Here is a 21,877-nt window from a genome sequence, read left to right as displayed (position 1 = left end):
GTCGCGCGTGTCGCTGCCCTCCACGGTCGCCGGCAGGCGAGGTATGTCGTTTGCGTCCGGTGTGCGGATGCAGGGAGGCTTTCCGGCATGGAACCACCCGAGATGATCAATGCTGGTGAGCTCGTGCTCAAGCGATGGGAGCTGGCCTGGGCCCCGGACGCCCTTGCCGCGATCAAAGAGTCTCTCCCCGAGCTGCGGCAGTTCTTGCCCTGGGCCACGGAGGCCTACAACCTCGACGACTCGGTCGACTACATCACGCGGTCACGGGAGGGCTGGGCCGAGGGCGAACAGTTCAACTACGCGATCTTCACCAGCGTGGGGGAGCTGGTCGGCTCGATCGGGCTGATGACCCGGATGGGGCCGGACGTGCTCGAGATCGGCTACTGGACCCGGACGCCGTACGCGGGGCGCGGCTACATGACGGCGGCGGTCAACGCGCTGACGCGGGTGGCGCTGACGCTGCCCGGGATCACGCGGGTGGCGATCAAGCACGACGAGCAGAACAAGGCGTCGGCGGCGGTCGCCATCAAGGCCGGGTTCGCCGAAGTCGGCCGCGAGATCCGCGAGCCGCAAGCGCCCGGCGAGAGTTCCTCCACGATCGTCCGCGAAAGACAACATTGACGTACGGCATTCTATCGAAATAACTTACGAGGAACCTCCGGAAGTTACGGGAGCGAATCCACCGACGTTCCTCGAAGGAGTTTCACTTGAAGAAAGCAACCCGCGCCGTGGTGGCCGTCCTCGCCACCACGGCCACACTGGGTTTCGTCGTCCAACCTGTCCAAGCTCATTCCGGCTCCCACGGCAAAGACAAGACACTTCGATCGGTAGCGCCCCGAGACTTGCGGATCGGCACCGCGGTCGCCGGCGGCGGTCATCACCTCGAGCAGCCGTATCCCGACCCGTTCACCTACGACAAGCCGTACCGTCGCGTGCTGGCCAAGGAGTTCAACTCGGTCTCGCCCGAGAACCAGATGAAGTGGGAGTTCATCCACCCCGAGCGCAACAAGTACAACTTCGGGCCGGCCGACGCGATCGTGCGGTTCGCGCGCGAGAACGGCCAGGTCGTCCGCGGTCACACGCTGCTGTGGCACAGCCAGAACCCGACCTGGCTCAGCGAGGGCACGTTCACCAAGGCCGAGCTGCGGCAGATCCTCAAGAGCCACATCTTCACGGTGGTCGGCCGCTACAAGGGCAAGATCCAGCAGTGGGACGTGGCGAACGAGATCTTCAACGAGAACGGTGAGTACCGCCAGGAGAACATCTGGATCCGTGAGCTCGGCCCGGGCATCGTCGCCGACGCCTTCCGGTGGGCGCACCAGGCCGACCCGCGGGCGCAGCTGTTCCTCAACGACTACGGCGTGGAGTGGCCGGGCGTGAAGGTCGACGCCTACGAGGCACTGGCCAAGCAGCTGCTCGCCGCGCGTGTCCCGCTGCACGGCTTCGCTTCGCAGGCGCACCTGAGCACGCGTTACGGCGCGCCCGACCAGCTCGCGGGCGTGCTCCAGCGCTTCGACGATCTCGGCCTCAAGACCGCGATCACGGAACTGGACGTGCGCATGGACCTGCCCGAGGGCAGCGTTCCGACCGCCGAGCAGCTGCAGACGCAGGCGTCGTACTACAAGACCGTGCTGGACGCGTGCCTCGCGGTCGACGACTGCAACTCGTTCACGATCTGGGGCTTCACCGACAAGTACTCCTGGGTGCCGGTCTTCTTCCCGGCCGAGGGCGCCGCAACGGTGATGTGGGACGACTTCACGAAGAAGCCGGCCTACTACACGCTCCGCGACACCCTGGCCCGCGCCCACCGCTGACGCGTCACCAGCCAACCGGCCCGGCCCGCACCGACCCGCGGGCCGGGCTGACGCTGACGTCGACCGCGGGCCGGGACGTGCGGCCGAGTCGCAGCGGTGCAGAAACGATGGACTGTTCACGCCAAAGCGCGATTCAGCCAGGGCCGGCACCGAATCGTGGGCCGGGCTGACGCTGACGTCGAGCGCGGGCCGGGACGTGCGGCCGAAGTCGCAGCGGTGCAGAAACGAGGGACTGTTCAGCGCGATTCAGCCAGGGCCGGCACCCAATCGTGGGCCGGTTTCGGCTGCTGGAGACCGCTGTCTGAGTCTGGGCTGGCGCCGAGGCCCGACTAGGCGGCGCTGGCGTCAATCGCAGGGGCGCGTCCGGGCTGGCGTCATCGCGGGACGAGTCCGGGCTGGCGTCCGTTGGCCGGGAGAGTCTGGGCTGGCGTCATCGCCGGGCGAGTCCGAGGCGCGTCCGGCCGCCTGGCGCGTCCGGGCTGGTGTCCAGTCGCGGGCTGAGCCAGCGCTGGGACCCAATCGCAGGCCCTCCCGGTGGAGAAGCGCAGGCTGAGTCTGGGCTGGCGTCCGACCGCGGCCGTGTCGGGGCAGTGTCGGATCGCAGGTCGCATTTGCGTTGGCGTCCGATCGCGGACGCCAGTCCGCCCGGTTCAGAGGTGCCGGCCAAACAGGGCTAGCTCAGCGGCACAAGCCAGGGTGCGCTCGCGCCGAAGGGTTTGACCACGCCCGCCCGCTGCTGACCCGCTCGCCGGCCCGGGCCCCCGTTTCTCAAGACTCGGGCGAGCGAGCGGATCACCACCGGGCGGCCGTGTCCGTGGGCCGGTCAGGCCTGCTCGAGCACCTCGCGCAGCTTGGCCGCGAAGTTGTCCGGGTCGCCGGTCTGGCCGAACTCGCCGCCCAGGAAACCGCCGTGGTGGCTCGGGAACGTCACCGGCTCGACGCCGAGGCCGGCGGCGACACCCTCTCCGGCGCGGTGGGCGAGCTCGTCCTTCGACTCCTCGCCCACGCCGATCACGATGCGCGTCGAGGCCGAGCGCAGTTTGGCGAAGTCGGGCTGGTAGTGCGTACAGGAAATGAGGTTTTGACCCAGGAGCATGTCGTCGCGGGAGCCGTCGTCCTCCGCCGACATGCCGAACGCCTCGGGGCCGGGGCCGGGCTGGTCGATCCATCCGGCCGGGATCTCGCCCTTGACGCTGGTGCTCAGGATGAACTTCACCATGGCCGGACCGGAACCCGACTTCTGATAGAGGTCGTAGATGCCCTGCACCGCGGCCAGCGCGTTCTCCCGGTCGGGCAGGACGGGCAGGGCGGGCGGCTCGTGCGCGACCAGCGTGCGTACCAGCTCGGGGTGGGCGGTGACCAGCGCGAGCGCGTTGACGGCGCCTCCGCTGCTGGCGAAGACGTCGACCGGGCCGCCACCGACCACGTCGATCAGGCGGCTGACGTCGTCGGCGTGCTGCTCGGGCGTCGACGTCTTCTGGCCGCCAGTGAGCTTGCTGCGGCTGATTCCGCGGGGGTCGTACGTCACCACCTTGCGGTCAGGAAAGTGCGAGGCCAGCGTGGCGAATCCGCTCGCTTCCATCGGCGAGCCGATCAGCAGCAGGGTGGGGCCGTCTCCAGGGCGTACGTCGTAAGTGATCTCGGCGCCGTCGGTGGTCAGCGTGTGCGTCTCAATGCTCATTTCAGTGCCTCTCATCTCAAGTCTTGCCCGTAAGACCTGCCTCGCCGGCTGAACTCATCGGTGCCGCCGGAGAAAATTCTGACCCGCCGGCCGGGGGCGGGGAACCGACTTAGGTACTGGGTCGAGGCAGCACCTGAGCATCAGCCGAAAGTCGGAGTGGATCCGGTATGTTTCCGGCCCGGAGCCGATGCGAGGATCCGCCCGGCTCCGGGATTCTGTTCCCGGAATCGACCACGGGAGGGTCACGATGACTATCGAGGATGACAACCGGCCGGCGCGGCAGCGGGTCGCCCTGACCGGCATCAGCTCGCGGGCCTGGGAGCATCCCGCCGACCGCGGCGCGCTGACGGCGCTGCGCGAGTTGCGCGGCTTCGACGACGTGGTGCGCGGCCTGTTCGGCATGTGGAACGAGCGGGGGTTCCGCCTGTCGTACCTGGCCGGCGCGATCCGCGTGGATCACCGGCAGTACCCGCGGGTCCACGGCCTGTTCGCCGAGGCCGCGGACGCGCTCGACGTCGCCGAGCGCCCCGAGCTGTACGTCAGCCAGTCGCCGATCATCAGCGGCAAGGCGATCGGGATGGACCGCCCGTTCATCGTGATCAGCACGGGATCGGTCGAGAAGCTGGACGACGAGGAACTGCGCACCCTGCTCGGCCGCGAGATCGGCCATGTTCGCAGCGGTCATGCCGTCTACCAGACGATCATGACGATCCTGACCCGCTGGGTCACGAACATCAGCTGGGTGCCGGTGGGTGTGATCGCGATGCGGGCGATCATCGCGGCGATGTACGAGTGGTGGCGCAAGGCCGAGCTGTCGGCCGACCGGGCCGGTCTGCTCGCCGAGCAGGACCCGGCGGCGTCGCTGCGCCTGTTCATGAAGATGGCCGGTGGTGGCGATCTCTCGCAGATCGACACGGCGGCGTTCCTCGAGCAGGCGGCCGAGTACGAGGGCGGCGGCGACATCCGCGACAGCATCCACAAGATCGGCATGACCGCGTTCAGCGGCGAGCCGGTGCCGGTGGCGCGGGCCGCCGAGCTGCAGAAGTGGGTCGACTCGGGGGAGTACGCGCGGATCCTCGGTGGTGACTACCCGCGTCGCGACGACGACCGTGACGCTTCGGTGACCGCCGACATCAAGGACGCGGCGGCCAGCTATCGCGACACGCTGCGCGACACGCCGGATCCGCTGGTCACCTTCGCCCGCAAGGCCGCGGGCGGGGCGGCCGACCTGGTGGGTTCGGCCGCGCGCGGCGCCCGCGACTGGGCTCGCGGACGCGGCGACAGCAACGGCAACTGATCTTCCGGGGGTGGCGCGGGTATCGAGGCCGTGCCGCCCCCGGAATCACTGCCGCCCCGGAATCACCGCGCGTCGTGCGCGGCCATCACGTCTTGGCGGCCCGGCTCCTCGCGGAGGATGTCGGCGTTCAGCCACTCCTCCGGAACGGCGAACGCGTCGACCAGGGTCGTCATGTGCGGGCGTAGCTGCCGGAGCAGGTCGTTGACCTTGCCGGTGACCGCTTTCGATCGGGCCGGCGTCAGACGCTGGTGTTCCAGATACCAGCCCTTGTTCGCCTCGATCGTGCTCAGGGCGTACAGGTCGCACACCCGGGACAGCAGCGCCTTGACCTCGTCGTCGGCCGCGCGGTCGATGCCGGCCACGAACGCCTCGAGCACGATCCGGTCGATGTGTGCGCGAGCCGTCTCGAGCACGTGATCCTGCACGTCGTTGAAGATGTCGAACTGCCGGTTCTTCTTCTGCGCGGCCCCGCTGCGCAGCCGCCGCACCGCGCCCTCGAGCAGGTGCTTCTCGCGATCCTCAAACAACGCCAGGTGCCAGCCCCGGTCGGTGAGAGCGACCTCTTCGTCCCGCCGGGGCACCGCGTCGATCAGCCTTTGGATCAAACCCCGGGCCGCCGTACGTTCGAGGACCATCGCGCGCACCTGATCCGCGACGAACGTGGCGCGGCCCCAGCCGTCGAGCGACCCGAACGCATCCCGATAGCCGGTGAGCAGGCCCTTCGCGACGAGCTGGAGCAGGACGGTGTTGTCACCCTCGAACGTGGTGAACACGTCGGTGTCCGCTTTGAGCCCCGGCAGCCTGTTCTCGGCCAGATAGCCGGCGCCGCCGCAGGCCTCGCGCGCGGCCTGGATCGTACGGGTGGCATGCCAGGTCTGTGCGGCCTTGAGACCCGCCGCCCGGGACTCCAGCTCGCGCTGCCGGTGCTCGTCAACCGGACCTTCGGCCGTCTGCACCTCATGCAGCGCGCTGACCAGCTCGTCCTGAGCGAAGTGCAGCGCGTACGCGTGGGCCAGGTGCGTCGTGAGGATGCGCTGGTGAGCGAGATAGTCGTTGAGCACGATCTCGCGGTCCTCGCCCGGCGCGGCGAACTGACGGCGCGTTTCCCCATACCGTACGGCGATCGTCAACGCGCTCTTGGCGGCGTTCGCGGCCGAACCGCCGACCACCACGCGCCCGCGGACGAGCGTGCCGAGCATGGTGAAGAAGCGGCGCACGTCGTTGTCGATCGAGCTCGTGTACGAGCCGTCGGGCGCGACCTGGCCGTAGCGGTCGAGCAGCATCTCGCGCGGGACGCTGACGTGGTCGAACGCGAGGCGCCCGTTGTCCACGCCGAGCAGACCGGCCTTGTGCCCGTCGTCGCCGATCGTCACGCCGGGCAGCGGGTTGCCGTCCTCGTCGCGGATCGGAACCAGCCATGCGTGCACGCCGTAGCGTTTGCCGCCGGTGATGAGCTGGGCGAACACGACCGCCATCCGGCCGTCACGAGCGGCGTTGCCGATGTAGTCCTTGCGGGCCGCCTCGTGCGGGGTGTGCAGGTCGAACGTCTGGGTCTCCGGGTCGTACGTGCACGTGGTGCGCAGTTGCTGCACGTCCGAGCCGTGACCGGTCTCGGTCATCGCGAAACAGCCGAGCAGGTCGGCCGAGATGATGTCGGCCAGATAGCGGTCGTGGTGGTACTTGGTGCCCAGCGCGGTGACGGCCCCGCCGAACAGGCCCCACTGCACGCCGGCCTTCACCATCAGCGACAGGTCGATCTGCGCGAGCATCTCGGCCGCGACCACCGACCCACCGGGATCGGACTGACCGCCGTACTCGATCGGGAAGCCCGCCGCGACGCCCGGGTCGGACGGCAGCTCCCGCAACAGCCGGGTGACGCGTTCGCGCGCCTCGTCGATCGTCTCGCCGTACACAGTGACGAACTTTTCACCGGCCAGCTGGGTGCGCGCGGCCTTCCGGACGTGCGCCCACCGGCCGTCGAGGACGTCCTGAAGTCGTTCGCTGAGCATGTCGCCTCCACCTTGTTACTGGTGAGTAGCAACATTACCCCGCCGCGGGGAAACTCCGCCGATCTCCGCCGTTATCGGGACGTGAAGCACGCCACGCGGGCCTTCAAGCAGCCAGAACCCAGCGGGACCCGTAAAGGCGCTCGACGACGTCACGGGCCCAGCGCATGCGCGGAGCGGCGCACTCGGGATGATCGCCGTATTCCCCGGCGACATCGACCGCGCACCCTCGGACACCGCCGTGCGTGCGCACCGCGTGACGGATCGCCTGCTCGACTGCGACGGGAGACGGACTGCTGCCGGTCGGCAGATGGCTCGTGAACAGCGCTTCCGCGCGAGCAACGGTCAACATCGGGGCGGTGGTGGTCATGAGGTCCTCCTTCGTCTGACACTCTCCGTAGATAGGACCGGTGGCCCGTGGGGAACTAATCGCCAAGTTAGCCCCGGCGTACGACAATTTCTGCTGCGCGCCCGCGTCGTTAGCCCGCAGTTATGACGCCGTCACACGAGCGGCCCTTCCTCGCGTCGAAGGAAGGGCCGATGCGGATAGCCTCTCGCCAGGCCTTAAGGGTTGCCGCGGCCGACCGCGTAACGCAGATGAGTCGCTCCCGGCCAGATGTGCCCGTCGATCTGCGTCAAAGCCGCTCGTTCGAGCACGAGTCTGGTGCCGCCGCCGAGCACGACCGGCGCGACGAACAGGTCGAGCTCGTCCACCTGACCGGCCGCGATCAGATCGTGCATCAGTGCCAGCGAGCCCCAGAGAAGCAGCGTGGCCTCCGGCGTGTCACGGCGGCGTTCACGCACGTACGCGACGGCGTCCGAGTGAACGGCCACCGAACCGCTGCCCCACGGCGCGGCGTCCAGTGTCCGGCTGAACACCACCTTGCCGATGCTGTTCACCCGGCCGGCAATGGGTTCGTCCGAGCTTGGCCAGAACTGCACGAACGTCTCGTACGAGCGGCGGCCCAGCATGACGGTGTCCACCTCGTCGAGCAGGGCCTCGTTCCAGCGCTGGCTCGCGGCGTCGGCCTCTGGGGTGACCGCGGCGAAGATTTCCTCCTCACCGCTCGGACCGGACGCGTACCCGTCCACTGAGATCCACTGCTGCGCGACGACTCGCATGAAAGCCCTTCCGTCAGCCGTACGTGGGGTGCTGGGGCCAGCCCGCGGGCGAGTCCTCCCAGTCCTCCTGGCGGCCGTACGCGCTCAGATCCTTGATGTTGTTCGAGAAGAGCAGCCGGTCGACGCCGCGCCTGGTGGTGCTGTAGGTGCGGAAGATGTCGTCGCCGTCGCGCAGGAACATGCTGAACAGGAAGCCGCCGCCCGCCCCGCAGTCGCCGGCGAACGTCGTGTTGCGCGAAGAGACGAACGGAAGTGTCCATTTGCGCTCGGCCTTGTAGCGTTCGATCTGCTCGATCGGCATGTCCGACACCGTCGCCCAGCTGATCCCGCGCGAGGCGAGCATCTGCAGCGCATGTTCAGGCACGTTGTCGGTGAACGCCGTGCAGCCCGGGCAGAAGTGATCGGGTCCGTTGTCCATGAACTGGTAAACGGCCAGTTCCGGACGACCCTCGAACAGTTCGAGCAATGAGCGTTTGCCGTCCGGAGCGTCGAACACGTAATGACTCGACACCAGAACCATGGGCAGCCGGCGCCGCTGAGCCGCGATCGCGTCCAGCTTCCGAGTCGCCTCCTTCTCGGCCGCGAGCAGTTCCGCGCGTTCCCGCTCCCACTCTTCGGCCGTCACTACCTGCGGCTTGTTCATCTAAGCGACGTTTCCCTTGAGCGCAGCTCCAAAACCCCGCTTCCCTCGTACGCCCAATCGTGCGCAACCGGTCCCGATCGGCACGCTCGTCTTACTCGTAGGCCAAGTGCAGCATCATGCCGGCGTCGGCATGGGGCAGGTTGTGGCAGTGGTTGGCCCACATGCCGGGGTTGTCCGCCTCGAACGCCACCTCCCACACCTCGCCCGGCCGGACGTCGAACGAGTCCAGCCACAGCGAGCTGCCGCGTGCGGGGGTGCCGTTGCGCGCGAGCACGAGCACGTGATGGCCGTGCAGATGCCACGGATGAACAACCAATGAGCGGTTGACGATCGTGAACTTGACGATGTCGCCGCGCCGGACCGACTGCACGGGGATGTCCGGATCGGCCGCCCCGTTGACCGTATGCGCATATCGGGGCAGCAGACCGCGCAGATCGAGCCCGCGGTCAAGAACGAGCGTGAACGAACGATCGAACCGTGACCATGGACTGCGTGAAGGCGCACCATAGATGAGCGGATCGAACACCGGCCATTGAGCGGTATCGCCCGATGACGTCTCGGTCGCTTCCAGTCCGAGCGATGGCGTCACACTGGACGGCGTTGCGCCTGAGGGTGATCTGGTCATTGGTGACTCGGTTTTCGTTCCGTTTGGCGGTTCTGTGGTCGACCAGATCTGGCGGCCGTCGACGTAGAGCGTCGCAGGGGCCGTTGTTGTCACGTCGTAGCGGCCGCCGGCCGGGATCAGCAATGCCTTCTTCTCGAGCGGCGCCGGGCTCTGCAGGTCCATGCCGTCGATTGCCGCCACCTGGAACGGCGCGGCCGCCACGGCGTACCGGTGCGTCGTGTTGTCGGTGTTGATCAGGCGGAGTCGTACGGGAGAGCCACGCTCGGCCGGAGTGACGGCCGGCTCGGGGAGGACATGCCCGGACAGGGTGTGCACCGGAACGGTCACGTCGACGCCGGTTACAGGACGCGGGCGGACAACGAGGGCGCCGTACAGACCCATGCGCACGCCTACGTCGGAAGCCGAATGCGTGTGGTACCAATACGTTCCGGGCTGGTCAGCCTGAAAGCGGTACACGAACTGCTGACCTGGTAACACCGCGTCCTGGGTGACTCCGGGCACGCCATCCTGGTCGTTCGGGACGTCGTATCCGTGCCAGTGCAGCGTTACGCCCCGATCGATGTCGCGGTTGCGCAGCGTCACCTCCAGCACGTCACCGACCGTGGCCGTGATCTCCGGGCCGGGCACCTGGTCGTTGAACGCCCAGGCGTCGACTTTCTTGCCACTGACGTTCACAGTGGCGGTTCCGGCGGTCAATGTGAGGCGCTTGGTCGGCTCGCCCACTCTGGACGTGGCCACCGCTGCATGCTGATGCTCCACGGCGGGAGGCGTCCCGGTCGAAGCGGCCAAGCCGGTCCCCGCCACGAGGGCCGCTACCGCCACTATGACTACCGTCCGCAGCGCCGTGGGTGCGGGTCGCGGACCGAGAAGGCGCCACGTGATTGCGGTCGCCGCGGCTACACCCGAGATCGCGAACAGGGCCGTGCCCGCCGAGACGGGGTAGCCGTGCAGGACCGTCACGAGCAGGCCCGCGGCGGACGCGTAACCGGCGAACAGCAATGCGGCCGGGCTGAGCCGGCGCCGGAGCAGGGGCGTCGCGGCGACGAGCAGTCCGGCGATCAGAAACGGTCCGGCCACGACGACCTTTTCGGCGGCGAACCACCACCCGGTCCGGGCGAGCGCGACGGTCGTGACCGCCCGGCCGATCGTGGCGAGCAGCGCGAATCCGGCCAGTCCGAGCGCGATCCGCCGGCGTCCGGTCGCTGCCGTGGCGCCGGCGGCGAGCCAGGCCGCGGCCAGCAGCACCGCGACGACCAGGTCCACGGCGAGCAACGTGCCCGTCGTCATGCGACATCCGCGGTTGGTGTGGTGGCCGATTCTGCTCGCACGGGCTGGGCGGGCTGTGCGGGCTGTACGGGCTGGGCGGGCTGGGCGGGCTGGGCGGGCTGTGCGAGTTTGTTCGCTCCGCGGACAACGCCGACCACGACGTGCACGGCGACGATTCCGTTGACCGCGTGCAAACCGCCGACGATCAGGCCGGCGACCGTGCTGCCGCCCGACGCGTCGGTGAAACTGTTGGCCAGCATGGCCAGCAGAACCTGCAGGATCGTCAGGCCGAGCGGCAGGATCGTCAGCGCGACGAGACGTCCGGGGGCTTTGGCCAGAACGGCGAGCAGCGTGGTCAGCAGGATCAGGACGGGTATGACGGCCATGGCGGTCAGGCTGTGGAGGGCGTACGAGGAATCGGCCTGGGGCTTGGTGAACGCGCCCACGGCGGCGAAGACGAACTGCAGAGCGAAGACGATCAACAGGGCTGTGCTGCTGATGACGAAGGCCTTGCGCATGATGACGGTCCTAACGGTGAGCCGGGTCGAGAGCCCGGGCTACGTGGTCGGTGGCGGTGATCGCCCCGAAGGCGACCAACCGGACCAGGTCGGCGTCGGCGGGGTGGGTGAGCTGCCAGAGGCCGACGTCGCCCCGGGCGATCGCGGACGGGGCGAAGGCGGCCAGCAGGGCGATGCGCGTGCCGACGCGATCGGTGGCGGGCAGCTCGCGGACCAGCTCGGTGGCCCACTCGGCCGGGCGCTCGGGGTGCCGCCCGTCCTCCCAGCGGACGGTGGCCACGACGGTCTCCCGCCCCGCCCCGGTCAAGAGGCGGCCACCCTCAGCGGCGGCGTTCAGCAGTGCGGCGTACGTCGTCCCGACCGGACTGTTTCCGGCCCACGCGGGCGGTGACGTGGTGGTGGCGGGAAGAAGGGTGAGGCTGCGACCGGGTTCCCGAGGCTCCCGGGTGGTCCGGGCGATGAGCCGTCCGCCGGCCGACCGCACGGCCGGGAGACGTTGCAGTCCGCCGGGGAGCAGGTCCGGGGCGAGGAGCGCGGAAACGATCCGGTTGACGAAGTGGAACGCCAGCAGCGTGCCGGTCAGCTGAGGGGCGTACGGGCTGGTCCAGGCCTTTGCTGTGGGGTTGCGGCTGGCCGTGGCCCAGGCGGCGATCTCGGCCTGCCGGGGGCCGGGCGGTGGGTCGCCTCGCGCGATCGTCTCGGCCAGGCCATGCTCACCCAGGCCGTGCAACAGCGTCACATGAGCGTCCACGCAGAACCGGCAGCGGTTGGCCCGCGATACGACGGCCGCCACCAGCTCGCGGTCGACCCGATCGGTCGGACGATCGGCGTCGGCGGCGATGAGCGATTCGCGCATCAGCGACCACGTCGCGGCCATCAACGGCGGCACCGGTGACAGGGCTTGAAAGGCGGGCAGCGGGCCCAGGAAGTCCGCGCGCAACTGGCGATTGACCTCGGTGGCGAGGCCGGCGGGCCGGGGCGGGGTGAAGAAGCGGTAGGTCATGGTCTGATGCTCGGGCGGCCGCCGCGCGAAAACGTCCCTCCGCCGCAGGCACCTGACCACCACCGGATACTGCGTTCGCAGTACGCCAGAACTACCGCGCCGAGGGGATGCCGGTCGATGGGCCGCCGTCCTACAGTGCCAGCATGCGACGCGACCTGTCCTACCTTGCCGGCGGCCTCCTCCTCGGGGCGCTGCTGCTGGGCAATGCCGCTGCCGCACCCGACGCCGGGCCGCTCGGGGGCATCGGCATCCTGCTGATCGTCGCCATGGCCGCAGCAGTGACCGTGAGCAGGCGTTATCCGGTGGTGGCGCTCGCCGTCGGGACCGCGTCGATGCTCGCTCTGCACGTGCGTGTGCATGCGGGTGTCGCCGCGGCCTTCCCCGTGCTCGGCCTGGTCTATCTCGCGGCCTGGCGCGGTCGCCGGGTGCCCGCGGCCCTGGCCAGTCTCGTGTTCCTCAGTGGTTTTCTCGCGCGCGACATCTCCGCGGCCCCTGAGGGGGAGGTCGCGCAGCAACTCGTCGAACGTACGTCGCTGCTGCTGGGGTGGTTCGTGGCGGCCAACGTCGCCGGAGTGGTCGGCCGGCAGCGGAGGGCCTATCTCGAGCAGGTCGAGCAACGGGCAGCCGAGGCGGAACGCACCCGGGAAGAGATGGCGCTGCGCCGGGCGGGGGAGGAACGACTGCGGATCGCCCGCGACCTGCACGATTCCCTCACCCACAGCATCTCCGTGATCAAGGTGCAGGCCGGCATTGCCGTTCACCTCGCGCGCAAGCGGGGCGAGGAGCCGCCGGCCGCGTTGCTGGCGATTCAGGAAGCGGGCGGCGCGGCGATGCGCGAACTGCGGGAAACGCTCGAGGTGTTGCGGACGCCGTCCGATGTGGAAGGCGTCGGGTTGGCTCTCGTGGAGGAGATCGTCGAGCGGACCAGGGCGGCAGGCTTTCCCGTACGCCTCACCGTCTCGGGCGATCCCGCCGAGGTGCCCATCGAGGTTGACCAGGCGGGCTACCGCGTGGTGCAAGAGGCGCTGACCAATATCGCCCGTCATGCCGGTCCAGCCACGGCCGAGGTCCACATCGAATACTCCGCTGCGAACCTGACAATCTCCGTCACCGACGACGGTCTGGCTTCTCCGGAATGTCCCGTGACACCGGGCGTGGGCCTGCGTGGCATGCGCGAACGGGTCACCGGCCTCGGTGGCACCCTTCAGGCGGCCGCGCGCGATGGCGGCGGTTTTGCCGTGCGAGCGACGTTGCCGCTGGGCACGTCGGCGGACAACTCGGCCATGCGGAGGGCCGGCGCCTCAACGATGAGCGCTGCCTCAACGACAAGCGCTGCCTCAACCTCAAGCGCTGCCTCAACGACAAGCGCTGCCTCAACGACAAGCGCTGCCTCAACCTCAAGCGCTGCCTCAACGACAAGCGCTGCCTCAACGACAAGCGCTGCCTCAACGACGAACAGCGCTTCAGCAACGAACGGTTCCGCACCTGACGGCTCATCGCCGGCAGGGAGCTCGGCGGCGGCCCGCGCGATACGAGGCGGTGGCGAACGGGACGGCGTGGCGCGGGATGGCCAGGGTTGATTCGCGTTCTGCTTGTCGACGATCAGGCGCTCATGCGGGCCGGCTTTCGGGCGCTGCTCGAGGCCGAGGACGGCGTCGAAGTGGTGGGGGAGGCCGCTGACGGAGGCGGTGCTGTGCAGCAGTGCCGGGTGCTGCGGCCCGACGTCGTGTTGATGGACGTGCAGATGCCCGGGCTCGACGGCATCGAGGCGACCCGTCGCATCGCCGCCGAACCCGGGCTCGCCGGGGTGCGGGTGCTGATCCTCACCAACTACGGGCTCGACTCGTACGTGTTCGCCGCGCTGCGGGCGGGGGCCAGTGGGTTCCTGCTCAAGGACGCCGATCCGGGCGACCTGCTGCAGGCGATCGGCATCGTGGCCCGAGGCGATGCGCTGCTGGCGCCGGCGGTCACCCGCACGCTGATCAGCGAGTTCGTCACCGGGCCACCGCCGCCCGACCCGGGCGCGGGTCGGGACGTGCTGACCGGGCGCGAGCAGGAGATCGTCGAGCTGGTGGCGCGGGGGCTGACCAACGACGACATCGCGGCGCGGATGGTGATCAGCCCGTTGACAGTGAAGACGCACGTCAACCGGGCCATGACCAAGCTGCACTGTCGCGACCGCGCCCAGCTGGTCGTGTGGGCGTACGAGTCGGGGCTTATCGCTCCGCGGCGGCGCTGACCGGGCGGGACAGGTTCGCGATGACGCGGTTGATCTCATCGAGGACGTACGCGGCCAGCCGACGCTGGGCCGCGATCGCGTCGGGGTCCTTCTCCTCCAGGTCGCCGAGCACGACGATGTTCTCGTCGTTCAGCGTCGCGGCGGGCGCGGTGTAGTTGAAGCTGCCCACGATCACGAGCTGCTCGTCGATCACCATCAGCTTGTGGTGCACCTTGCGCACGCCGTTGCCCGGCGTGTTCTCGTGCAGGTCGGCGCCCTTCTGCTGCAGAGGCGCCGTGGCCGCCCACGCCTGGCTGCCCTGAGCGCGATCCAGGACGCCGCGCACGGGAATGCCGGCCTTGAGCAGCCAGAACATCGTGTCGTCGATGCCGGACGACTGGGCGAAGGTGAACATCGCGAAGTCGACGCGGTGCTGCGCCTTGAGCATCTGCTTCATGATCTCCATCTCGGGGCCCTGATGCGGCGCGAAGATGGGCTTGACCCGGATGCCGCCGAGACGGAACTCACGGGGCCGCGGTTCCCGGCGTTCCCGCAGCTCGCCGAAGGTGCCACTGCGCAGCCGCTCGAACTCGCGCATGTACAGACCCGTGGCCGTCTGGCCGCGCAGGATCAGCACGTGGTTGAGGTTGTTGCCACCGCCGCGGCCGTCCAACGCGTTCTTGCCGGTGTCGGTCAGGGTGAAGTTGGTCGAGCCGGTCAGCACGGCCGCGGTCGGCGCGCCCGGGTCCCGCACGATGAACTTCTGATGGAAGATCTTCGGGTTGAGATCGGTGACCAGATCGACGCCCGCCCGTAGCAGCGCCGAGTGGATGACGCGGTTGTGCTCGTTGTCGCCGGTGAGGCTCCACGGGTCGGCGATGGGCGGATCCTCGACCAGGTAGTCGCCCTCGAGCACGATCTGCACGCTGACCTTGCGCGCCTTGGCCGCGAGGATCGCCTCGGCGACCGCCCGCGAATCCAGCTCCTGCACGGCGATCAGCAACGTGTCGGTGGCGCCCGCGATGAACTCACGAATCACGGCGTCGAGGTCGTCAGGCCCGCCGAGCACAGTCGGTCCTGCATAGAACTCCACACTGCCCAGATCCACACCCATGCGGTCAGTGTGGCGCTCCCGGGGCTGCCATGGTGTCGCCTGCCCGACGAGTCACCTCTCCCAGTCGAGCTGATGCTCGGGAACGCCCACGCTGCGGCCGTAGGCGACCGCCGCCTCGTACGCCGCCCGGTCGTCACGGGCGTACCGGAAGATCTTGTGCGCGAAGACGACCACATGGTCGTCGCCGTCCTGGAAGTCGGCGTACCAGCCGCCGTCGGCATCGAGCGTCTCGGCCAGCGCCGAAGCGACCGCACCGGCGTCGTCGGCCTCGAAGTCGATGATCGTCCAGAATCGGGGCTGACCGGGACCGGCCGAGTCGCCCACGTCGGCGCGGAACACCTTCACGATCCGGGTGCCCGGCGGCGCGAACTCGGTGCCGGGCCGCAAGCTGTCGGCAATCATGCGGCCGGTGACCGTCATGGATGTTCGCCTCCTTCGGCGAGCGCTCCCGGCCGGTGAGCCGATGCGCTCCACGGGACTTGTCGCTCAAGCTATGGCAGGGGTACGACAACTTCGGCCGGAGGAGTGGTCCGTTGCGCGCGCTGGTCGTCACGATCGACGGCGGTGGCCGTCCGACGCCGGGATCGCTCAGTCGGCCGCGCGGCGCGAAGCGGGCGCATGATGCGCAGGCCGGTGAGCGCCGAATCGATCGTCGACGCGGTGTGCGAGCTGCCGGCCGACGGGTCGCATCGCAAGGGAACGGCGCGTTCGGGCGCGGGCCTCCGAAAGCGGGACGGCGGTGTAACGGCCGTCAACTTGTCTGCTGATCTGGTCGGAGTGCTAGCGAACGGGGAGATTCGATGACATTCGTGACGTCCAGGGGGATCACCGAGGCCGACGAGGCGTACCTGGAGAGGGCAGTCGCTCTGGCCTGGGACGCGCGTAAACGCGGCGACCATCCGTTCGGCGCGCTGCTTGTCGGGCCGGCCGGAAATGTGGCCGAGGCGATGAATTCGACGGTCACCCAGGCCGACCCGACCGGGCACGCCGAGACCAATCTCGTACGGGTGGCCGGCAGCTGGGAGATGGCCGTGCTGAACGACAGCACGCTCTACACGAGCACCGAACCGTGCGCGATGTGCGCGGGTGCCATCTATTGGTCCGGGATCGGCCGGATGGTGTTCGCGTTCTCGTCCGATGAGCTCGGCTCGATCGTCGAGGACGACGACGAGGACGGCGTGCCGCCGCTCAGGCTGTCGTCGCGGGAGGTCTTCGCGCGCGGCGGACGCCCGATAGTGATCGATGGTCCGGCCGCGCTTGCCAGCGCCGCCGACGTGCATAGAGGCTTCTGGAAATAGGGCCCCGGACGGCCAGTGAGACTTGACCGGTCGGATGGGTGCCGGGGTGCGACAGGAGGTTTACGCGCCCCCACTCTTCATGATCGTCTACGAAGGCTGTCAATGCGCGACCGTGGCGGAGGCCTCATCCATGTCTGCAAGTCCCGTCACAGCGGCCCCCGCCGCGCAGGAGAAGCCACCGGTGCCGGCGTCGTCGCGCAACCGGTACATCGACTCTCTGCGTGCGCTGGCGATCGTCCGCGTGGTCGTTTACCACGCCTTCGGCTGGGCCTGGCTGACGTATGTGCTGCCCGCGATGGGTGTCATGTTCGCGATCGCCGGTTCGCTCATGGCCGCGTCGCTCGCCAAGGGCGGCGCGCGCAAGGCGGTCTGGTCGCGCATCCGGCGTCTGCTGCCCGCGCTCTGGACGTTCGCGGCGGTGGCGCTGCCGCTCATGTTCTGGCACGGCTGGTCGACCAGCGACCCCGACCACCCGCTGCACAAGCTCAACCTGATCTTCTGGCTGTTCCCGCTGGAGGATCCGCCGGGCAGCTCGTGGGGCGAGCCGTTCTGGGAGGTTCTGTGGTACCTCCGGGCGTACCTGATCTTCGTCCTGGTCTCGCCGATCCTGTACTTCGCGTACAAGAAGCTCGGCTGGGCCGTGGTAGCGATGCCGCTGGTTGTTCTGGCCGTGCTGCACGTGACCGGTTTCCGTCTGCCCGACCCGATCGACGGCATCATGTGGGACTTCGTCACCTACGCGGCGTGCTGGATGGCCGGTTTTGCCCATCGTGACGGCCGTTTGCACCGGCTGCCGGCCGCGGTCTGGGTCGCGGTCACCGCCGTGATCGGTGGCATCGGCCTGTACTGGCTGTTCACCCACCCGACGGCGTGGGGCTTCGACCTCAACGAGGAGCCCATCGCCCGTACGCTGTGGTCTCTCGCCTTCGTTCTGATCGTGCTGCGTTTCCGTCCGACGATGGTCGTTCTCGACAAGGTGAAATGGCTGTCGGAGTCCGTTCGCGTCATCAACGCGCGCGCGATCACGATCTACCTGTGGCACTTCCCGCTCATCACCGTCGGCGCGGCCGTGCTCGAGCACTACCAGGTGCCGTGGGCGACATTCCAGTACATCGTGTGGATGCTCGTGCTCGAAACGGTCATGGTGCTCGGGGCGGTGGTCGTCTTCGGCTGGGTCGAGGACGTGTCGGCCAAGCGGAAGGCGTCGCTGTGGCCACGCCTTGCCGTTCCCGTCCCCGCGCTGGCCGGCGCCGGTGGCGGTCCGGCCCTGGTCAACACCGAGATCAGTCCCACCCTCCGTACGGAAGCTCCTGCTCAGGCTGTCCCGCACGCCGGTCCCGCTGTCTCGCAGGCGGCTCCCGTTGTCCTTCGGTCCAGTCCCGCTGTCCCGCCGGCCGCTCCCGCTCGTCCGGCGTCCGGCACCGTCTACGGCTCGTCGTCGGCCCGCGGGGTCGTGCGTGTCGAGGGCTTCAACCCCGGACAGCCCCCGCGGACCGACGAGCCTCGTTAACCCTTGATGCCGTTGACCGGCGGCACGGTGAGCGTCCGCTTCGACGCCGTGCCGCCGAGCACGATCTTGCGCAGCGACGTGTTGTTCGCGGCGCTCAATTCGCTCAGTTTGCCCGCCGGGTTGGCCTTCACCTGGATGAAGTAGGTGCCGTTGGCCAGCGACGTGACGTCGAACGACTGCCCCGGCCGATCCTGCGTGTAGGTGTCGCCGTTGCCGATGTCGAGCACCTCACGCACACCGACCGAGTTGGCGACGCCGCACGACGTCTCGAGGTCGGTGTTGAGCGGCCGCCACTTCGCGAGCGGGATCGTGTAGTCGACCTGATCGGTGTTGGCCAGGCAGAACGCCTCCTTGCCGCTGCGCGCGACCTGCTTCTGATCGGACTTGAGCAGGTTGTACTGCGCGAAGTCGGTAAAGTGCCAGTGCATGTGACCGGCGCGCGCGTCCCACTCCATCGTCCCGGCCGGCACCGCGCCGACCTGGTTGCCCTGGGCGTCGTAGAAGTACTGGTACGCGTCCATCAGACCCTGTCCGCTGCGGCGGAACCCGTCGACGAGCAGCGGCGAGTTGCCCGCGTTCCAGACCGTCGCGCCGAAGTTCACGTACCACTTGTTCTTGGCGCCCTTGCTGAGCGAGATGCCCCAGGCGGGCAGCGAACGCAGGTCGGGCTTGGGGCCGGTCGCCGGCGCGGCCTGCCGGGTCGTGGGCCGCTTGGCCGGAACCCGATACTCCGGGCGGCTGTCGGAGATCTGCGGGCCGTGGTGATGAGCGTTTGTGCGCGCTTTGGCCTCGATGGACTCCTTGACGACGGTCAGGTTGAGCGCGACGGTCGCGTCCTTGGCGGTCAGATTCAGGAGCTTCTGGTACGGGGGATTGACGGTGACGCCGACCGAGTACTTGCCGGGCGGCAGGTCGAACGCCTTGCCGTGGGTGGGCACGTCGCTTGTCGCCGCGCTCCATCCGGCCTGCACACCCCACACCGTGCCCAGCGTGAACGGGTTACCGTCCGGGCAACCCATCGGGTACGGCGTCTGGGCCGGCGCGTCCGGGCGCGTGCGCACCGAGTCGGACGAGTTGGGGCAGAAGTTGGTCCAGTAGCGCTTGACCACGGCGCCCTTGGCGTTCTTGATCGTCACCGTGGTGAACTGCTTGAGCGTGTACAGGTCCGTCGCGAGCGCCTTGGGCAGCGTCACGTTGCCCTTCTTCGTGACCAGCTGGGCCACGATCGGGTCCGCGTACGACTTGCGGGTGGCCCTGATCTCGAGAGGCTCCTGACCCGCGACGATGTTGAGGCCCAGGTCGAGATCGACCGCGTAGCCGTCCCCGTCGTCATACCGTTCGGCCTTGATGTTCTTGCCCGCGCTGACCAGCTTGACGCCGTCGTTCTCGGCCGCGTCGGCTACTTGGATGCCGGTGAATGCCAGCGCGGCCGGCATGACTCCCGCGACCGCGGCGAGCCCCCATCTACGTGCCCGTCCCACAAAGATCCCCCCAGAGCGTACGAATGGATGTCCGCCCATGGAATCCCTTCGCCTGTGAGCCTGCTGTGAGCCCGTACGCCAAGTTGGTCGAAGTAGCCTCTCGTGTCCGCGATCCGACAACCTGACCCTGCTCGGAGGTGCGCGCGGCTGTCATGATCTGTCCGTGAGCGCGGAGAGCACGGCTTCGGCAGCCCGCGGTTGGTCGCTGCGGCGGTTTCTGCTCGCGACCGCGACGGTGGCCGTGTTCGCCGGTGCGCTGGGTTGGTTGGTGGCCGGCCTGACGACCTCGGCGTTGGCCGGTCGATGGGACTTTCCGTCCGCGTCCTTCGGCGTCCTCTACGTCGTGACTTTCACGATCTTGTATCCGGGCTTCTCTGTCCTGAGGTCCCACAAGCGGCCGTCCGTGCTCGAATCCGGGCCGGACGGAATCATGCTGGCGGCGGCCGGTTGTGACGGTGTCGTCCTGCCTCATGACATCGTCGAACGCGTACGGGTGCGCGGTCGTTGGCCCTTCGCCATGCTGGAAGTCCATATCAGCGAGGCCGGCATTGCGCGCGTTGTTCACATTGCCCGCGGCGGCCGGCGAGCGCCGCGCAAACGGCGCCGGGGCGAGCTGTGTTTCATCATGCCGATTGCCGGCTTCAACGATCGGGCCGTCCGGGCCGAGATGGGTATTGACGTGAAGGAGGCGGCGCATGGCGTTCGGAGGGCGTGAATGCCCGGATTGCCGGCGACGGGTGAGAGAGCCGTTCGAGAAGACGGTGACGGGGCGGGAGGTCTGCCCCGACTGCGCCCAGGCTCTCTTCATGGGAATGGCGGCCGGCGTGACGACCGGCAACATCGGTTCCGGTTACGGCGTGTGGGCCATGCTGATGCGCAAGGTCCGCCGGACAGATCCCGACGGAAAGTAACGTCGCTGCTTGCCTATCGCTTACGACGACGAGCCAGGCGGACCAGGACGAGAACCGCGGCCAGGACCAAAGCCGATGCGGCAATCAGCCCGGCCACCACGGCAATGTATTTGGACGGCGGCTCGTCCTCGGCTGCGGCGTTTCGAGGGGCGTCGCTCCGGGGCGAGTCGGTGGCCGCGCTGGTCGGCGTGGTTGTGGTGCCCGACGCGGGGACCTCGGCCGGTTGCTCCGGCGTCACGGCGGGACGGTCGGCCACGGCGTACCGGAGAATGCTTGGTTGTGCGGCGCCGTCGCCCGAGGATTCGGAGACGGTGAGCAGTGAACGGCCGTCCGCGCTGTAGGTGATCGCTTCGCCCTGAGGCTCGTCGGGGAGCGGAATCTGACGCGGTTTTCCGCTCGTGAGGGCGCTGATCACGTCGCCGTCGGAAACGTCGAATTCGAACGCGTCGGCATAGGTTCGCAGGACCACGTGACGGCCGTCGGGCGACATGGCGGCACCGGTGACGACGGCCCGGCCCAGAAACGAGAACGGATTGCTCGTCGAGGTCAGAGGCACGGTCACCTCGCCCGCCTTGCGCAGCGGCGTCGTGGAATTGCGGCTGAGCGCCCCGGTCGGCACGTAAAGCCCGGCCGTTCCCCCTTCCTTGCTGATAACGATCGGCGTGTTGTCCGCGGTCACGAGCAGAGCTTCGGCGTCGCGGGCGCCATCCGGATAAGCCATGCGGAACAGGGCCGGACGCTTGCCGCCGGGAGCGAGTTTCCACACCGCGACAGTGCTTCGACTGCCACTGTTGTCGCCGATATCGCCGACCCAGAGCGTGCCGTCGGTGCCGCGCGCCAGATCCTCGGTGTCACGTGGCCGCGACGGATAGGACACGGTTTTCGTCACCTTGCAGGCCGAGTTCAGGAAGAAGATCCTCCGGCGGGCCGTGAAGTCCGAGCCGTCGTTGACGACGACATAGCCGGACTGGACGGCCACCATCCCGGACAGTTCGTCGAGCCGCTCGTCGCGAATCGTGCACACCGGGGCGGCCCGCTGGGCGAGGGCGGCCTGCTGGGCGAGGGCGGCCTGCTGGGCGAGGGCGGCCGGCTCTGCGTTGGTGGCTAGGTGGGCGAGCGCGGCCGGTTGGTCGGCTCGGTAGCCGAGCGCGGCCAGTGGGTCGGCCTGGTAGGCGAGAGCGGACCCCGGGGCTTGGTGCGTGAAGGCGGACGGTGGGGCAGCTTGGCGGGTGAGCGTGTTCCGTGAGGCCGGTGGCTGGGCGCGCGCGGCCTGCGGGGCAGTCAGCTGGGCGAGCGCGGGCCGTAAGGCGGTTGGCGGCGGGGACACGACACTGGCGGCGATGACGAGGAGACTGAGGACGCGCACGATG

General features: G+C 68.7%; 21 protein-coding genes. 9 read left to right on the top strand and 12 right to left on the bottom strand.

Annotated features, from left to right (window positions below; all coding sequences use genetic code 11):
* Positions 1 to 87: 87 nt before the first annotated feature.
* Complete coding sequence (locus ACZ3I4_RS05995; RefSeq protein WP_465380742.1) at positions 88 to 621, top strand: GNAT family N-acetyltransferase; 534 nt, start codon at positions 88 to 90, stop codon at positions 619 to 621.
* 86 nt (positions 622 to 707) lie between these two features.
* Positions 708 to 1,814 (top strand): endo-1,4-beta-xylanase, encoded by a 1,107-nt coding sequence (locus ACZ3I4_RS05990; protein ID WP_465380741.1) that lies wholly within the window; start codon positions 708 to 710, stop codon positions 1,812 to 1,814.
* 823 nt (positions 1,815 to 2,637) lie between these two features.
* On the opposite strand, the gene ACZ3I4_RS05985 is transcribed toward ACZ3I4_RS05990, so the two are convergent.
* A complete protein-coding gene (locus ACZ3I4_RS05985) occupies positions 2,638 to 3,495 on the bottom strand; it encodes an alpha/beta fold hydrolase (protein WP_465380740.1) in 858 nt (285 codons plus the stop codon).
* A gap of 247 nt (positions 3,496 to 3,742) precedes the next feature.
* Here ACZ3I4_RS05985 and ACZ3I4_RS05980 point away from each other — a divergent pair, with 247 nt between their 5' ends.
* A complete protein-coding gene (locus ACZ3I4_RS05980; protein ID WP_465380739.1) occupies positions 3,743 to 4,792 on the top strand; it encodes a M48 family metallopeptidase in 1,050 nt (349 codons plus the stop codon).
* A 62-nt stretch (positions 4,793 to 4,854) separates the two neighbouring features.
* Here the strand turns inward: ACZ3I4_RS05980 and ACZ3I4_RS05975 are convergent, their stop codons facing one another.
* The 7 genes from ACZ3I4_RS05975 to ACZ3I4_RS05945 form a co-directional block, all read right to left on the bottom strand.
* Positions 4,855 to 6,801: an acyl-CoA dehydrogenase family protein gene (locus tag ACZ3I4_RS05975; RefSeq protein WP_465380738.1), complete on the bottom strand. Its 1,947-nt coding sequence runs from the start codon at positions 6,799 to 6,801 to the stop codon at positions 4,855 to 4,857.
* 103 nt (positions 6,802 to 6,904) lie between these two features.
* Entirely contained in the window at positions 6,905 to 7,168 is a 264-nt protein-coding gene (locus ACZ3I4_RS05970; RefSeq protein ID WP_465380737.1) for a hypothetical protein, read from the bottom strand.
* Between the two features lie 194 nt (positions 7,169 to 7,362).
* On the bottom strand, positions 7,363 to 7,920 hold the full coding sequence (locus ACZ3I4_RS05965; protein WP_465380736.1) for a dihydrofolate reductase family protein: 558 nt from the start codon (positions 7,918 to 7,920) through the stop codon (positions 7,363 to 7,365).
* 13 nt (positions 7,921 to 7,933) lie between these two features.
* The gene (locus ACZ3I4_RS05960) at positions 7,934 to 8,563 is read right to left on the bottom strand and encodes a DUF899 family protein (RefSeq protein WP_465380735.1); all 630 of its coding nucleotides are present in this window, start codon (positions 8,561 to 8,563) and stop codon (positions 7,934 to 7,936) included.
* A 91-nt stretch (positions 8,564 to 8,654) separates the two neighbouring features.
* Positions 8,655 to 10,475: a multicopper oxidase family protein gene (locus tag ACZ3I4_RS05955; protein WP_465380734.1), complete on the bottom strand. Its 1,821-nt coding sequence runs from the start codon at positions 10,473 to 10,475 to the stop codon at positions 8,655 to 8,657.
* Positions 10,472 to 10,972: a DUF6220 domain-containing protein gene (locus ACZ3I4_RS05950; RefSeq protein ID WP_465380733.1), complete on the bottom strand. Its 501-nt coding sequence runs from the start codon at positions 10,970 to 10,972 to the stop codon at positions 10,472 to 10,474. Before ACZ3I4_RS05950 ends, ACZ3I4_RS05955 begins: the two co-directional genes overlap by 4 nt.
* A gap of 10 nt (positions 10,973 to 10,982) precedes the next feature.
* Complete coding sequence (locus ACZ3I4_RS05945; RefSeq protein ID WP_465380732.1) at positions 10,983 to 11,975, bottom strand: carboxymuconolactone decarboxylase family protein; 993 nt, start codon at positions 11,973 to 11,975, stop codon at positions 10,983 to 10,985.
* A gap of 143 nt (positions 11,976 to 12,118) precedes the next feature.
* Here ACZ3I4_RS05945 and ACZ3I4_RS05940 point away from each other — a divergent pair, with 143 nt between their 5' ends.
* Together ACZ3I4_RS05940 and ACZ3I4_RS05935 are read left to right on the top strand one after the other, a co-directional pair.
* Entirely contained in the window at positions 12,119 to 13,555 is a 1,437-nt protein-coding gene (locus tag ACZ3I4_RS05940) for a sensor histidine kinase (protein WP_465380731.1), read from the top strand.
* Positions 13,552 to 14,214, top strand: a complete 663-nt coding sequence (locus ACZ3I4_RS05935) for a response regulator (protein ID WP_465380730.1) — start codon at positions 13,552 to 13,554, stop codon at positions 14,212 to 14,214. The genes ACZ3I4_RS05940 and ACZ3I4_RS05935 overlap by 4 nt, the downstream gene beginning before the upstream one ends.
* Here the strand turns inward: ACZ3I4_RS05935 and ACZ3I4_RS05930 are convergent.
* Together ACZ3I4_RS05930 and ACZ3I4_RS05925 are read right to left on the bottom strand one after the other, a co-directional pair.
* Positions 14,192 to 15,307, bottom strand: a complete 1,116-nt coding sequence (locus ACZ3I4_RS05930; RefSeq protein ID WP_465380729.1) for a phospholipase D-like domain-containing protein — start codon at positions 15,305 to 15,307, stop codon at positions 14,192 to 14,194. The two genes, ACZ3I4_RS05935 and ACZ3I4_RS05930, sit on opposite strands and share 23 nt — an antisense overlap.
* A 51-nt stretch (positions 15,308 to 15,358) precedes the next feature.
* Positions 15,359 to 15,727: a hypothetical protein gene (locus ACZ3I4_RS05925; protein ID WP_465380728.1), complete on the bottom strand. Its 369-nt coding sequence runs from the start codon at positions 15,725 to 15,727 to the stop codon at positions 15,359 to 15,361.
* Positions 15,728 to 16,107: 380 nt separating this feature from the next.
* Between ACZ3I4_RS05925 and ACZ3I4_RS05920 the strand changes: the two genes are divergently transcribed.
* Together ACZ3I4_RS05920 and ACZ3I4_RS05915 are read left to right on the top strand one after the other, a co-directional pair.
* A complete protein-coding gene (locus ACZ3I4_RS05920) occupies positions 16,108 to 16,605 on the top strand; it encodes a nucleoside deaminase (protein ID WP_465380727.1) in 498 nt (165 codons plus the stop codon).
* A gap of 130 nt (positions 16,606 to 16,735) precedes the next feature.
* Positions 16,736 to 18,115, top strand: a complete 1,380-nt coding sequence (locus ACZ3I4_RS05915) for an acyltransferase family protein (protein WP_465380726.1) — start codon at positions 16,736 to 16,738, stop codon at positions 18,113 to 18,115.
* Here ACZ3I4_RS05915 and ACZ3I4_RS05910 read toward each other — a convergent pair.
* Complete coding sequence (locus ACZ3I4_RS05910) at positions 18,112 to 19,551, bottom strand: lysyl oxidase family protein (RefSeq protein ID WP_465380725.1); 1,440 nt, start codon at positions 19,549 to 19,551, stop codon at positions 18,112 to 18,114. The two genes, ACZ3I4_RS05915 and ACZ3I4_RS05910, sit on opposite strands and share 4 nt — an antisense overlap.
* A gap of 208 nt (positions 19,552 to 19,759) precedes the next feature.
* Here ACZ3I4_RS05910 and ACZ3I4_RS05905 point away from each other — a divergent pair, with 208 nt between their 5' ends.
* Both ACZ3I4_RS05905 and ACZ3I4_RS05900 read left to right on the top strand, forming a co-directional pair.
* Positions 19,760 to 20,311, top strand: a complete 552-nt coding sequence (locus tag ACZ3I4_RS05905; RefSeq protein ID WP_465380724.1) for a hypothetical protein — start codon at positions 19,760 to 19,762, stop codon at positions 20,309 to 20,311.
* The gene (locus ACZ3I4_RS05900) at positions 20,292 to 20,507 is read left to right on the top strand and encodes a hypothetical protein (protein WP_465380723.1); all 216 of its coding nucleotides are present in this window, start codon (positions 20,292 to 20,294) and stop codon (positions 20,505 to 20,507) included. Before ACZ3I4_RS05905 ends, ACZ3I4_RS05900 begins: the two co-directional genes overlap by 20 nt.
* A gap of 13 nt (positions 20,508 to 20,520) precedes the next feature.
* Here the strand turns inward: ACZ3I4_RS05900 and ACZ3I4_RS05895 are convergent, their stop codons facing one another.
* The gene (locus ACZ3I4_RS05895; protein WP_465380722.1) at positions 20,521 to 21,873 is read right to left on the bottom strand and encodes an SdiA-regulated/phytase-like domain-containing protein; all 1,353 of its coding nucleotides are present in this window, start codon (positions 21,871 to 21,873) and stop codon (positions 20,521 to 20,523) included.
* Positions 21,874 to 21,877 lie beyond the last annotated feature (4 nt).

The sequence above is a fragment of the Actinoplanes sp. NPDC021490 genome (genome assembly GCF_055562135.1).
This window is presented reverse-complemented; position numbering and strand designations above follow the sequence as displayed.